The sequence below is a fragment of the Calderihabitans maritimus genome, from assembly GCF_002207765.1.
Classification (GTDB): Bacteria; Bacillota; KKC1; order Calderihabitantales; family Calderihabitantaceae; genus Calderihabitans; species Calderihabitans maritimus.
On sequence record NZ_BDGJ01000032.1, the window covers coordinates 1 to 12,825 of the forward strand.

General features: G+C 45.8%; 13 protein-coding genes. All 13 read left to right on the top strand.

Features of this window, described 5'->3' with window-relative positions; genetic code table 11:
* Window positions 1-80 precede the first annotated feature (80 nt).
* The 13 genes from KKC1_RS03965 (at window position 81) to dut (ending at window position 12,781) form a co-directional block, all read left to right on the top strand.
* Window positions 81-932 (top strand): 3-hydroxybutyryl-CoA dehydrogenase, encoded by an 852-nt coding sequence (locus KKC1_RS03965; protein WP_088553213.1) that lies wholly within the window; start codon window positions 81-83, stop codon window positions 930-932.
* A 42-nt stretch (window positions 933-974) separates the two neighbouring features.
* On the top strand, window positions 975-2,114 hold the full coding sequence (locus tag KKC1_RS03970) for an acyl-CoA dehydrogenase (protein WP_088553214.1): 1,140 nt from the start codon (window positions 975-977) through the stop codon (window positions 2,112-2,114).
* A gap of 25 nt (window positions 2,115-2,139) precedes the next feature.
* Window positions 2,140-3,282, top strand: a complete 1,143-nt coding sequence (locus KKC1_RS03975; RefSeq protein ID WP_088553215.1) for an acyl-CoA dehydrogenase — start codon at window positions 2,140-2,142, stop codon at window positions 3,280-3,282.
* A gap of 8 nt (window positions 3,283-3,290) precedes the next feature.
* Window positions 3,291-3,818 (top strand): cob(I)yrinic acid a,c-diamide adenosyltransferase, encoded by a 528-nt coding sequence (gene cobO, locus KKC1_RS03980; RefSeq protein WP_088553216.1) that lies wholly within the window; start codon window positions 3,291-3,293, stop codon window positions 3,816-3,818.
* A gap of 48 nt (window positions 3,819-3,866) precedes the next feature.
* Entirely contained in the window at window positions 3,867-5,510 is a 1,644-nt protein-coding gene (locus KKC1_RS03985) for an acyl-CoA mutase large subunit family protein (RefSeq protein WP_088553258.1), read from the top strand.
* Between the two features lie 12 nt (window positions 5,511-5,522).
* On the top strand, window positions 5,523-5,930 hold the full coding sequence (gene icmB, locus KKC1_RS03990) for a coenzyme B12-dependent isobutyryl CoA mutase small subunit (RefSeq protein ID WP_088553217.1): 408 nt from the start codon (window positions 5,523-5,525) through the stop codon (window positions 5,928-5,930).
* Between the two features lie 128 nt (window positions 5,931-6,058).
* Complete coding sequence (locus tag KKC1_RS03995; protein ID WP_238134189.1) at window positions 6,059-6,772, top strand: polysaccharide deacetylase family protein; 714 nt, start codon at window positions 6,059-6,061, stop codon at window positions 6,770-6,772.
* Window positions 6,773-6,869: 97 nt separating this feature from the next.
* Window positions 6,870-7,928, top strand: coding sequence for a D-alanyl-D-alanine carboxypeptidase family protein (locus tag KKC1_RS04000; RefSeq protein ID WP_272946653.1), 1,059 nt, complete (start codon window positions 6,870-6,872; stop codon window positions 7,926-7,928).
* 87 nt (window positions 7,929-8,015) lie between these two features.
* Window positions 8,016-9,281 carry a M16 family metallopeptidase gene (locus KKC1_RS04005; protein ID WP_088553219.1) on the top strand — a complete coding sequence of 422 codons (1,266 nt, stop codon included), beginning with the start codon at window positions 8,016-8,018 and terminating at the stop codon, window positions 9,279-9,281.
* 26 nt (window positions 9,282-9,307) lie between these two features.
* On the top strand, window positions 9,308-10,408 hold the full coding sequence (mqnE, locus tag KKC1_RS04010) for an aminofutalosine synthase MqnE (RefSeq protein ID WP_088553260.1): 1,101 nt from the start codon (window positions 9,308-9,310) through the stop codon (window positions 10,406-10,408).
* Complete coding sequence (locus KKC1_RS04015; RefSeq protein ID WP_088553220.1) at window positions 10,408-11,247, top strand: menaquinone biosynthetic enzyme MqnA/MqnD family protein; 840 nt, start codon at window positions 10,408-10,410, stop codon at window positions 11,245-11,247. Before mqnE ends, KKC1_RS04015 begins: the two co-directional genes overlap by 1 nt.
* Window positions 11,231-12,310 (top strand): cyclic dehypoxanthinyl futalosine synthase, encoded by a 1,080-nt coding sequence (mqnC, locus tag KKC1_RS04020; RefSeq protein ID WP_088553221.1) that lies wholly within the window; start codon window positions 11,231-11,233, stop codon window positions 12,308-12,310. Before KKC1_RS04015 ends, mqnC begins: the two co-directional genes overlap by 17 nt.
* Window positions 12,311-12,337: 27 nt before the next feature.
* The gene (dut, locus tag KKC1_RS04025) at window positions 12,338-12,781 is read left to right on the top strand and encodes a dUTP diphosphatase (protein ID WP_088553222.1); all 444 of its coding nucleotides are present in this window, start codon (window positions 12,338-12,340) and stop codon (window positions 12,779-12,781) included.
* Window positions 12,782-12,825 lie beyond the last annotated feature (44 nt).

The window sequence follows — 12,825 nt, forward strand, 5'->3', positions numbered from 1 at the left end:
GGTCAAACATTTTTTACGACAAAATAAATGACCAACTGGAAATTTAGCCGTTGGTCATATCATACAAGGAGGGATTAGTAATGAAGATCAACACTATCCTGGTAGTAGGGGCTGGACAGATGGGCAGTGGTATTGCCCAAGTAGCAGCCCAAGCCGGTTTCCAAGTACTATTAAACGATCTTTCCGAAGAAATTGTCAAAAAAGGTATCTCGGTAATTGAGAAAAATCTTAGCCGAAGTGTAGAAAAAGGACGGATAAGCTCTGCGGAGAAGGACGAAATTTTAGGAAGGATCACTCCTTCTACTTCCCTGGAAGACGGAAGCAAGGTTGACTTAGTGATAGAAGCGGTGATAGAAAATTTGGACATAAAGAGTCAGGTCTTCCGTAAGCTTGATGAAATTTGTCCGCCGCATACTATTCTGGCCAGTAATACCTCGTCTCTTCCTATCACTGAACTAGCCTCTTTTACGAAGCGACCGGACAAAGTCATTGGAATGCATTTCATGAATCCCGTTCCCGTTATGAAACTGGTAGAAGTTATTCGGGGACTGGCTACCAGTGATGAAGTAGCTTCCACGGTGGAAGAATTGAGCCGTCAAATGGGTAAGACGCCGGTAACCGTTAATGATTATCCCGGTTTTGTTGCCAATCGGATATTGATGCCTATGATCAACGAAGCCATTTATGCCGTATACGAAGGGGTTGCTACTCCGGAAGCGGTTGATACGGTGATGAAGCTTGGTGCCAACCATCCCATGGGGCCTTTAGCGCTGGCTGATTTGATCGGGCTGGATACCTGCCTGGCCATAATGGAAGTGCTCTACAGCGGACTGGGAGATCCTAAATACCGTCCTTGTCCTTTGCTGCGGAAGTATGTCAAGGCAGGATGGCTGGGTAGAAAGACAGGAAAGGGGTTCTATGAGTACAAGTAAGAGGAAATTGGGAGCGGAAGGTATGAAGAGAGGTGCGACACTATGAACTTTAGTCTCAGTGAAGAACAACAAATGATGCAGAAGACGGTACGCGACTTTGCGGAAAAGGAAATTAAGCCGGTTATTGGTAAATGGGAGGAAAAGGGCCAGTTTCCTAGGGAAATTGTTGCCAAAATGGGCGAACTTGGTCTCATGGGGATTCCCATCCCCGAAGAATGGGGCGGGGTTGGGGCCGATTTTCTCTCTTATGTTATAGCTATCGAGGAGATCTCCCGAGCAAGCGCAGCTTTGGGAGTAATTCTGGCCGTTCATACGTCGGTAGGTACTTTTCCGATCTTAAACTTTGGTTCGGAAGAACAGAAGAAAAAATACGTACCCGCCTTGGCTCAGGGCAAAATGCTAGGTGCTTTCGCTTTAAGCGAACCTGACGCAGGTTCTGATGCGGCGAATATTCGGACGAGTGCCGTTAGAAAAGGCGATCATTATGTGCTCAATGGCTCCAAGATATTCATCACTAACGGCGGTGAAGCTGATGTTTATACGGTATTGGCAGTAACTGATAAGAGTAAAGGAACCCGAGGCATATCGGCATTTTTAGTTGAAAAGAGCACGCCAGGGCTTAAGATCGGACCTCCAGAAAAGAAAATGGGACTGCACTGCTCTTCCACGTGTCAACTCTTTTTTGAGGATGCGGTGGTTCCTCAGGAAAACCTGCTGGGAAAAGAAGGAGAAGGGTTTAAAATTGCCATGTCTCTGCTGGATACGGGACGTATTGGTATCGGGGCTCAGGCCTTGGGTATTGCACAGGCAGCTTTGGAGGCAGCTGTAGCTTATGCCCGTGAACGAAAGCAATTTGGTAAAGCCATTGCCGAATTTCAGGCTATCCAGTTTATGCTGGCGGACATGGATACGTTGGTCCAAGCGGCACGTTTGCTGGTCTACCGGGCAGCCTCTTTGAAAATGCAGGGAAGTCCCCATAGCAAGGAAGCTTCTATGGCTAAGATGTTTGCCAGTGATGTGGCCATGAAGGTTACTACCGATGCGGTCCAAATTTTCGGAGGGTACGGATATATGAGAGAATATCCCGTGGAAAGGTTCATGCGGGATGCCAAGGTCACTCAAATCTACGAGGGAACCAATCAAATCCAGCGCATAGTTATCGCCAGAAACCTTTTAAAATAGCTCGAGGAAGGGAGCGGGTGTAGGTATGGACTTTAAGTTGACCGAAGAGCAAGAGATGTTGAAGAAAATGGTGAGAGACTTTGCGGAAAAGGAAGTTGCTCCCGGTGCTGCGGAACGGGATGAGAAGGAAGAATTTGACCGGAGCATATTCGACAAGATGGCAGAACTGGGACTAACAGGTATTCCCTTCCCTGAAGAATACGGCGGCGGAGGGGCTGACTATATCAGCTATGCCATTGCGGTAGAGGAATTATCTCGAGTATGCGGTTCTACCGGAGTCACTCTTTCCGCTCACATATCTCTGGCCAGTTGGCCCATATATAAGTACGGCACTGAGGAGCAAAAGCAAAAGTACCTGGTGCCTCTGGCAACAGGAGAAAAGATTGGTGCCTTCGGGCTGACTGAACCATCTGCCGGTTCCGATGCAGCTTCGCTCCGTACTACGGCTGTATTGGACGGAAATGAATGGGTGTTGAACGGTTCCAAGATTTTTATAACCAACGCCGGAGAAGCAGACATCTATGTGGTGTTTGCAACTACTGACCGCAATAAAGGACATCGCGGCATAAATGCGTTTATTGTAGAAAAAGGTACTCCCGGTTTTTCCTTTGGGAAAAAGGAGAAGAAGTTAGGTATTCGCGCTTCTACAACGATGGAACTGGTATTCGAGGATTGTCGAATTCCTAAAGAAAACCTTTTGGGTGAAGAAGGGAAAGGCTTTAAGATCGCTCTTTCCACCCTGGATGGGGGACGGATAGGTATTGCTGCTCAGGCTGTTGGTATTGCGCAAGGGGCTTTTGAGGCTGCTTTAGCGTACTGTAAAGAGAGGGAACAGTTCGGTAGACCCATTGGTGAATTCCAGGCCCTTCAGTTTATGCTGGCGGATATGGCCACTCGCATCGAGGCTGCCCGGCTGCTTACTTACCAGGCAGCTTATCTAGAAACGAATGGCATGCCTTACGGTAAGGCGGCTGCTATGGCCAAATTATTCGCCTCCGAAACGGCTATGGAGGTAACGGTCAAGGCGGTTCAGATTTTCGGCGGATATGGGTATACCAGGGAATATCCAGTAGAAAGAATGATGCGGGATGCTAAAATTACCGAGATTTATGAAGGAACCAGCGAGATACAGAGATTGGTAATTGCGAACCACCTGCTGAAATCATAGGGGGTGTTATTACGAAGGCGAAAGGTTTAATTCAGATCTATACGGGTAACGGCAAAGGTAAGACCACGGCAGCTCTCGGGCAAGCTTTACGGGCAGCGGGACACGGGTTAAGGGTGTATATGCTTCAGTTCATGAAAGGCAGCGAAAACTATGGGGAGGTTAAAATAAGTTCTCTACTGCCTACATTCACTATAGTTCAGTCTGGTAGACATGAATTTGTGAGTAAAGAAAACCCGGATCCCATAGATATCGAACTGGCTGAACAGGGCCTGCGTCTCGCTCGGGAAGCCATATTTAGCGGTCGTTATGATATGGTTATTTTGGATGAAATTAATGTAGCTTTGGATTTTGGGTTGATTGACCTGGAAAGGATTATAGAAATAATTAAAAACAAACCGCCGGAGTTAGATCTTATCTTAACCGGGCGCTATGCCCCCCTGGAATTATATGAACTGGCTGACCTGGTTAGCGAGATTAGGGATGTTAAGCATCATTACTATAAAGGCGTGAAGGCCCGCGAGGGAATTGAATACTAATAGGAGGGGGTATGAAGGGTGTGTGGTGAAACCAAGGAATTAGAGAAGATACGTCAGGAGACTGAGCGATGGAGGAAGGAAACTTATCCTAAAAGTAAGGAAAGGGACGTGGAATTTAATTCCGTATCCGGTGAACCGATAAAAGAACTTTTCACCCCGGCGGACATTGAAGGACTGGATTATCTTCGCGATCTCGGCTTTCCGGGTGAGTATCCTTTTACCCGTGGGGTTCAGCCTAACATGTATCGGGGTCGGTTGTGGACTATGAGGCAGTTTGCCGGTTTTGGAACGGCCCGGGAATCAAATCAGCGTTACAAGTTCTTGCTTGAAAACGGCCAAACAGGTTTGAGCGTAGCTTTTGACATGCCTACTCTAATGGGATATGATTCCGACCATCCCTTTTCGGAAGGAGAAGTGGGACGCTGCGGCGTAGCGATTGACTCTCTGGCGGATATGGAAATACTGTTTGATGGTATTCCTCTGGACAAGGTCAGTACTTCTATGACTATCAACGGACCGGCTGCCATTCTTTGGGCCATGTACATTGCCGCTGCTGAAAAACAAGGGGTATCTTCTGATAAATTGAGAGGAACTATCCAAAACGATATTTTGAAGGAATACATTGCCCAAAAATCGTGGATTTTTCCACCGGAACCTTCCATGCGTATCATTACTGACATTTTCGCTTTTGGCGCAGAACATGTTCCCCAGTGGAATACAATTAGCATCAGCGGATACCACATTAGAGAAGCAGGGGCTACGGCGGTACAGGAATTGGCCTTCACCTTGGCGGACGGTTTTGCTTATGTAGAAGCCGGTATTAAAGCCGGGTTGGATGTAGATAAATTTGCACCCCGTTTATCCTTTTTCTTCAACTCCCACATCGACTTCTTTGAAGAAATTGCGAAATACAGGGCGGCAAGGAGAATATGGGCCAGGTATATGAAGGAGAAATATGGAGCCAAAAATCCCCGTTCTTGGTTATTGCGCTTCCACACTCAGACGGCAGGCTGTTCTTTGACGGCGCAGCAGCCGGAAAATAATATCGTACGTACTGCTTTTGAGGCTTTAGCGGCAGTGTTGGGCGGGACCCAATCGCTTCATACCAATTCCATGGATGAGGTTTTGGCTCTGCCTACCGAGAAAGCGGTGGAAATTGCCTTGCGTACTCAACAGATCATTGCTTATGAAACAGGTGTTACTAACACCATAGATCCTCTGGCCGGATCCTACTATGTAGAGTACCTTACCAATTACATGGAAGAAAAGGCTGAAGAATATTTCCGGAAGATCGAAGAACTGGGCGGGGTTCTAAAGGCTATTGAAAAAGGATTCTTCCAAAAGGAAATTGCTGATGCCGCTTATCAATATCAAAAGGCTTTGGAGAAAAAAGAAAGAATTCTGGTCGGAGTTAATGAGTTTGTCAAGGAGAATGAAACGCTAGATATAGAAATACTTAAGATTGACCCTAAACTGGAAGAAGAGCAGATTGCCCGAGTAAGAAAACTGAGAGAAAGCAGAGACAACGTCGCGGTACGGGAGAAGTTGGATGCCCTTGAAAAAGCGGCCCGCGGTAATGATAACCTGATGCCGTACATATTGGACGCGGTACGGGTATATGCCACGCTGGGAGAGATTGTACAGACACTGAAAAATGTTTTTGGCGAATACCGGGAGCAACCGATTTTCTAAGGGGGGAAGAAGATGAGTGAAGACCGTAGGATTCGGGTTTTGTTGGCTAAACCAGGCCTCGATGGGCATGACCGGGGCATCAAAGTGGTGGCTAGGGCTTTAAGAGATGCTGGAATGGAAGTTATCTACACAGGACTACACCAGACTCCCGAACAAGTAGTTGCGGCCGCTATTCAAGAGGACGTTGATATTGTGGGGCTTAGTATATTATCTGGAGCTCACATGACCCTTTTTCGTAAAGTTAAGAACCTTCTGAAGGAAAACGGAGCAGATAATATTATTTTAATGGGTGGCGGCATCATACCGGAGGATGATATTAAGGAATTAAAAGAAAAGGGATGGGCGGAAGAAATATTTTTACCGGGAACACCTACTGATAAAATAATAGAATGGATTAGAAAAAGAGTGGAGAAAAATTAGTTTTTGATTAATGAGAACCCCTCAGGGTTCTTCTTTTTTTTGTTGTTCCTTTTTGCAGTTTGGCATTGTTATACCTGCAGAATGATTCGAATATATTGTAGAGGTAATAGATAGGGAGGGAACTGAGTATGTTTCTGTTGGTTATTTTTAACAAAAAGTTGGGACGAATGCTCTTGGTTGCAGGTTTCTTGACCGGAGTACTTATAGTTTTGAGCACGACTCTATGGAATATAACCGTTATGACAAGCACAACGGGTCCTATATATCAGGGTAGCACAGACAAGCGCGCTGTAGCCATAGCCATAAATGTGGATTGGGGCGAAAAATATTTACCGCAGTTACTGGATATTTTGGAAAAAGGCAATAGCAAGGTGACCTTTTTTGTGACGGGAAGATGGGCAAGCAAATTCCCCGCATTGGTTAAGGAAATGGATAAAAAGGGACACGAGGTGGGAAATCACGGTTATAGCCACTCCCATCCGGATCGTCTCAGTAAGGAAGAAAACCGGCAAGAAATATTAAAAGCAGAAAAAGTTCTTATGCAGATTACCGGAAAGAAACCGAAACTTTTCGCTCCCCCTTACGGAGAAAAAGGTAAGCACGTGGTAGAAGCGGCTTCTGAATTGGGTTATTTTACCATTATGTGGACTATAGATACAATTGACTGGAAAGAAGGCAGGAGGAGTTCCCAGATTATTGAGAAAGTGCTCTCTAAACTGGAAAATGGTGCTATTATCCTTATGCATCCTACAACAGTTACCGTAGAAGCGCTGCCGGTAATCCTTCGCAGCCTAAATGAGAAAGGATATAACATAGTTCCAGTCTCTCAAATTATAAACTAGATTAAGGAGGGCGAGAAGAAAAATTAAGAGGATAGGTAAATCTGCCAAGGCCTTTATCTTTGGAGTAGCTGTAACTGTTACCATCCTATACCAGCCCCTGGAGGTATGGGGTACTCTCTTACCGCGGGTAACAGCCGCGGCGGCTGTTTTAATGGAAGCCCGGTCAGGTAAAGTACTCTACATGAAAAATGGTCACCTGCGGAGGCCACCGGCCAGCACTACCAAAATGATGACCGGAATCTTGGCCATCGAACAGGGAGATCTCAAAGAGTGGGTAACTATCAGTCAAAAAGCGGCCAGGGTCGGGGAGGCGTCTATTCACTTAACAGCTGGAGAAAAGTTGCGGTTGGAAGACCTGGTGAAAGGAGCTTTGATTCGGTCCGGTAACGATGCTGCGGCAGCGGTAGCGGAACATGTCGGTGGTTCCGAAGAATTTTTCATATACTTGATGAATAAAAAGGCCAGACTTTTAGGCGCCGGTAATACTCTTTTCCAGAATCCTCATGGTTTACCGGCGCAAAACCATTATGCTTCGGCTTATGATCTAGGGCTGATTGCTCGTTATGCCCTGACTAATGAGGTGTTTGCCTCCATTGTTCGTACGCGGGAGACGACCATCCGGGGAAGTTGGAGCCGGTACTTAAGAAACACTAACCGCCTTTTATGGCGCTATCCCTGGGCTAACGGAGTAAAAACCGGAACCACTGATGCGGCCGGTAAGTGCCTAGTTGCTTCAGCCACCCGAGAGGGCTTAACTTTGATTGCCGTAGTATTAAAGAGCCATGATCGTTACCGAGATGCGGAAACCCTTCTGGAATACGGATTCCAAAATTTCGATTACTACGCGATTGCCAAGGGATCCGTCTGGGGTACCGTTAAGGTTGCTAATGGAAAACCATCCCGCGTTACAGCGGTAGCTCTTTGGAATGATGTTTTTATACTCGAAAAAGACCGGAAGAAAGATCTTAGATTTAAGGTGAATATAGTTTCGGAGGTGCAAGCGCCGTTAAGGAAGGGTGAAAATCTGGGATTCCTGGAAGTTTTTAAGGAGGAGCAGAGAATAGGTCGTATTCCTCTGGGGGCTGGAGAAGAAAGTCGCAAGTTAGGGTTGATAGAAAGATTAAGAAAATTGGGGGAAGGTCTGAATGACGACTAGCTTGTCGGGCTTTTTTTTTAGTTTAAAAGGATTTTGCTTTATTATCTCGAATAATGGTATTGTTCAAATCAGGTGAGGGGGAAGCGCATGTATAACAAGGAAGTTCTAGGAAACGGCGTTCGAATTGTAACCGAGGAAATACCCTATGTCCATTCAGTAGCTATAGGAATATGGGTGAAAACTGGTTCGCGGAACGAACCGGATAATCTGCACGGAGTATCTCATTTTATCGAACATCTTTTGTTTAAGGGAACGGCGAAGCGTTCGGCAAAAGAAATAGCTGAAGCACTAGATGCAGTGGGGGGCCAGTTAAACGCCTTTACGGCTAAAGAATATACCTGCTATTATGCCAAAGTTTTATGGGAACATTTAGACCTTGCCATTGATGTTCTTACGGACATGTTTTTTAATGCCAGAATGGATTCCCGGCAGATCGAAAAAGAAAAGAAGGTAGTTTTAGAAGAAATAAAAATGTATGAAGATTCTCCGGACGAGCTAGTGCATGACCTGTTCGCAAAAACCGTGTGGGACGGTCACCCCCTGGGAAGGGCTATTTTAGGTACCGAGGGTTCGGTTAAAGGTTTATCTCGCGAGGAGATTATAAATTATTACCACCAGCAATATAGGGCAGAAAACGTGGTGGTGGCTGTTGCAGGTCGTATCAAGCATGAGGAAGTGGTTGAAAAACTTGCTCCGATCTTCAGCAACACCCGCTCCCTTTCGCTGGTAGATCAGCTAGAGGAACCTTTACCTTCCGCCCGAATGATATTTGAGAAAAAGGATACGGAACAGGTACACATCTGTCTCGGGGTTCCAGGGTTACCTCAGGACCACCGGGAAATCTACACCATGTATGTCTTGAACAGCTTGCTGGGAGGTGGTCTGAGTTCTCGTCTATTCCAAGAAGTTCGGGAAGAACGAGGATTGGCTTATTCTATCTATACTTATCACTCAACTTACCTTGACAGCGGGCTGTTCACCGTTTATGCGGCTACCAGTCCCAGCAATACTTCCGAACTGTTACAGGTTATTCTTCAAGAAATTGCCAGATTAAAAGAGTATGGGATAACCGAAGAAGAGTTGCGCCGTACAAAAGATCAGATTAAAGGTAATTTACTCCTGGGGATGGAAAACGTAACTAGTCGAATGAGCCGTCTGGGTAAATCAGAAGTTTGTTACGGCAGGGTGATTACGGCAGAGGAAATAGTTGAGCGCATTGCGAAAGTCGAAAAAATTCAGGTAGAGGAATTGGCCAAAAACCTTTTCGATCCGGACAAGTTTTCCTTGACTTGTATCGGGCCGGAATCACCTACCATAAACTTACCCCATTTGTTAAAGAAGATAGGTGTGTAAAAAAATTAAGGAGGAAAGTTAAATTGATAGAGGATTTCTTTGCCGGAGAACTGGAAGACATCAGAAGAAAAGTGGAAGAAGGCGTGAGACTCTCTCGTGAGGATGGCATTAGGCTGATGAAGTCCGATGATCTCTTAAGTATAGGGTTTTTAGCTGATATGGTGCGCCGCAGGAAAAACGGAGATCGAGTTTATTTTATAGTCAACCGCCATATAAATCATACCAACATCTGCGTGAACCGCTGCAAACTGTGCGCTTTTGGAGTAGACAAAGAGGACCCGCGGGCGTATTTGTTATCCTTGGAGGAGATAGAAGAGAAAGCTGCAGAGGTTAAAGATCAAGGAGTATCGGAAATTCACATTGTCGGTGGACTGCACCCCGATTTGCCTTTTGATTACTACCTGGAGATGTTGAAGCGGGTGAAGCAGGTCCTGCCGGAAGTTCACATTCAGGCTTTCACGGCAGTTGAGATTGATTATTTTGCGCAAATAACCGGTTTAACCATCCGGGAGGTGTTGGTCCGTCTCAAGGAGGCAGGCTTAGGCTCCCTGCCGGGTGGGGGAGCGGAAGTTTTCTCCGACCGGGTTCGGCGATTGATATGTGAGAAAAAAATCAGTGGTGACCGCTGGCTAGACGTTATGCGGACAGCTCATAGCTTGGGCATACGGACTAACGCCACTATGCTTTACGGTCACCTGGAAACAGCGGAAGAAAGAATAGATCACCTTCTTCGGTTGCGAGAACTTCAAGACGAAACAGGAGGTTTCCAGGCATTTATTCCCCTGGCCTTTCACCCGCATAATACGGCGCTGGAATCTCAGGGATTGCGGAGGACGACTGGATTTGATGATCTAAAAGTTTTAGCCGTAGCGCGTCTGATGTTAGATAATTTCGACCATATCAAAGCCTTTTGGATTATGATTGGACCCAAGCTTGCTCAGGTTTCCCTAGCTTTCGGGGTGGATGATATTGACGGGACGGTGGTAGAAGAGAAAATTACTCATGCGGCAGGAGCTGATACAGATCAGGCCATAAGCCGGGAAGAATTAATTTACTTGATTAAATCAGCAGGAAGAATACCGGTTCAGCGTGATACCCTTTACAACGTTGTTAGGGAGGACTTTTAATGGTACGAGTGCGTTTGGGGAAGGTAGACTACCTGAACTGCCTTCCTTTGTACGATGCTATTGAAACGGGTAAGGTCGCTTTAGAAGCAGATTTATTTCCCGGAACTCCTACTTTACTCAACCAAAAATTCCTGGCAGGGGAGTTAGACATAACTCCCTTGTCTTCTATTGAGTATGCGCGAAATTCCGAAAAGTGTATCATTTTGCCGGGCATTTCCATAAGTGCTGATGGGAGGGTTGCCAGCATTTTATTGTTTAGTAAGGTTCCGTTGGAGGACCTGGAAGGGAAGAAGGTTGCTTTAACCAGTTCTTCAGCTACGTCAGTAGTGTTGCTAAAAATACTCTTGACTCTCCAATACAACATTAGGGTACGGTATGAAACCTGTGAACCGCGGCTAAGCTCAATGTTGGAAAAGGCGGAAGCTGCGTTGCTGATAGGAGATGATGCTTTAGTAGAGGCTGCAAATTGCCGGCGAAACCTCTATGTTTATGACCTGGGGGAGATGTGGAAAAAGTTTACCGGATATCCTATGATATATGCTCTCTGGGTTATTCGAAGGGATTTTGCGGAAAAGTATCCGGAAGAAGTAAATCGTATCAGCCGGGCATTTATCTGTTCGCAAAGAATAGGAATGAGTAATGTTCCTCAGTTAGTGGCTAAAGCCAGAGCTCGAAGAGGATTGCCGGAAAAAATTCTTTACGACTATTTTGCTACTATCCGTTATGATCTGGACGAACGATATCAGCGAGCTTTAAAGGAATATTACTCTTATGCTTACCGATGTGGTCTAATCGAGAGGTTAGTTGATTTAGAGATTTGGGGTGGACACGGTGGCTGATTGGAGATCTTTATTGGCGAAGGCGGCAGAAGGGCAAAGATTATCATTGGAAGAAGGTATCAAGATCTATAAAGAAGCTGACCTTCTTGCTCTGGGGAGAGTGGCTACTCTCTTGCGGGAACGAAAGCATCCCCATAATTTAATTACTTTTGTTATTGATCGTAATATTAATTATACTAACGTATGTACCTGTCAATGCCGTTTTTGTGCTTTTTTCCGGGAGGAAAATCATCCGGAAGCCTATGTAATTTCCCGGGAGGAATTGTTTGCAAAAATAGAAGAATTAATCCAGGCAGGAGGAACCCAAGTTTTAATCCAGGGAGGACTACACCCACGGCTCGGCCTGGATTTTTATATTGATATGCTGAAAGATATCAAGCGGCGTTACAAAATTCATATTCATTCCTTTTCTCCGCCGGAGATTATTCATATGAGCCGCTTGTCAGGCCTAACCATTACGGAAGTTCTAAAACGGCTAAAAAAAGCAGGATTGGACTCTTTGCCGGGGGGCGGGGCAGAAATACTGGTCAATCGAGTGCGGAAAATAATCAGTCCCCATAAGATTAGCTGGGAAGAATGGATGGAAGTGATGCTTACGGCCCACCAGGTAGGACTGCGTTCCACCGCTACCATGATGTTTGGCAGTATTGAAAATCCGGAGGAAAGGATATTACATTTGGTACGGATAAGGGAAGCACAGGATCAAACGGGAGGGTTTACTGCCTTTATTCCGTGGAGTTATCAACCGGGGAATACCCAATTGGGCGGTACGACGGCCACCGGCATGGATTATTTGAGGATGTTGGCTATTTCCCGCATTATGCTGGACAACATTCCCAATATTCAAGCCTCCTGGGTAACTCAAGGTGCGAAATTGGCTCAGGTTGCCTTATGGTTCGGGGCTAATGATTTCGGAGGTACGATGTTGGAAGAAAACGTGGTGCGGGCGGCGGGAGTGAGGAACTGGGTGCCTTTGGAGGAGATACTTCACTGTATTCGGGCGGCGGGAAAGGTTCCTGCCCAAAGAAATACTCTTTATGAGATAATCCGGATTTATGATTAAGCAAAAATTTTGATAGGAGGAGACAAAATGGGCAGGCGGTTTGAAGTGATAAGCGATTATCAAAATAAGAATATCCGCCTTCCGCGGCGAAAAACTCGTCTGAGTGCCGGATACGATCTTGAAGCGGCAGAGGACATAGTCTTGGAACCGAAAAAAGTAACGTTCATCCCTACAGGGTTAAAAGTTTACATGGAGCAAGACGAAGTTCTTCAGATTTTTATTCGAAGCGGTTTGTCCAGCAGAAACGCGGTAAGCTTGATAAACGGAACCGGTATCATTGACGCCGATTATGTAGACAACCCACAGAATGAGGGACATATTTTAATTCCGGTTTTTAACCATGGAGATGAACCCATTCATATTCGTAAGGGACAGGCAGTTGCCCAGGGGATTTTTATAAAATACCTACTTACTGATGATGACCAAACAGGAGAGCAACGCCAGGGAGGTTTTGGCAGTACAGGCCAGTAATTAAACTGTTATGAGAAATTTTCTCCAAAGGGACATCACTCGGT

Coding starts and splice junctions, on each gene's coding strand:
- KKC1_RS03965 (WP_088553213.1), top strand. CDS start 81: ATGAAGATCAACACTATCCTGGTAGTAGGGGCTGGACAGATGGGCAGT.
- KKC1_RS03970 (WP_088553214.1), top strand. CDS start 975: ATGAACTTTAGTCTCAGTGAAGAACAACAAATGATGCAGAAGACGGTA.
- KKC1_RS03975 (WP_088553215.1), top strand. CDS start 2,140: ATGGACTTTAAGTTGACCGAAGAGCAAGAGATGTTGAAGAAAATGGTG.
- icmB (WP_088553217.1), top strand. CDS start 5,523: ATGAGTGAAGACCGTAGGATTCGGGTTTTGTTGGCTAAACCAGGCCTC.
- KKC1_RS03995 (WP_238134189.1), top strand. CDS start 6,059: ATGTTTCTGTTGGTTATTTTTAACAAAAAGTTGGGACGAATGCTCTTG.
- KKC1_RS04005 (WP_088553219.1), top strand. CDS start 8,016: ATGTATAACAAGGAAGTTCTAGGAAACGGCGTTCGAATTGTAACCGAG.
- KKC1_RS04015 (WP_088553220.1), top strand. CDS start 10,408: ATGGTACGAGTGCGTTTGGGGAAGGTAGACTACCTGAACTGCCTTCCT.
- dut (WP_088553222.1), top strand. CDS start 12,338: ATGGGCAGGCGGTTTGAAGTGATAAGCGATTATCAAAATAAGAATATC.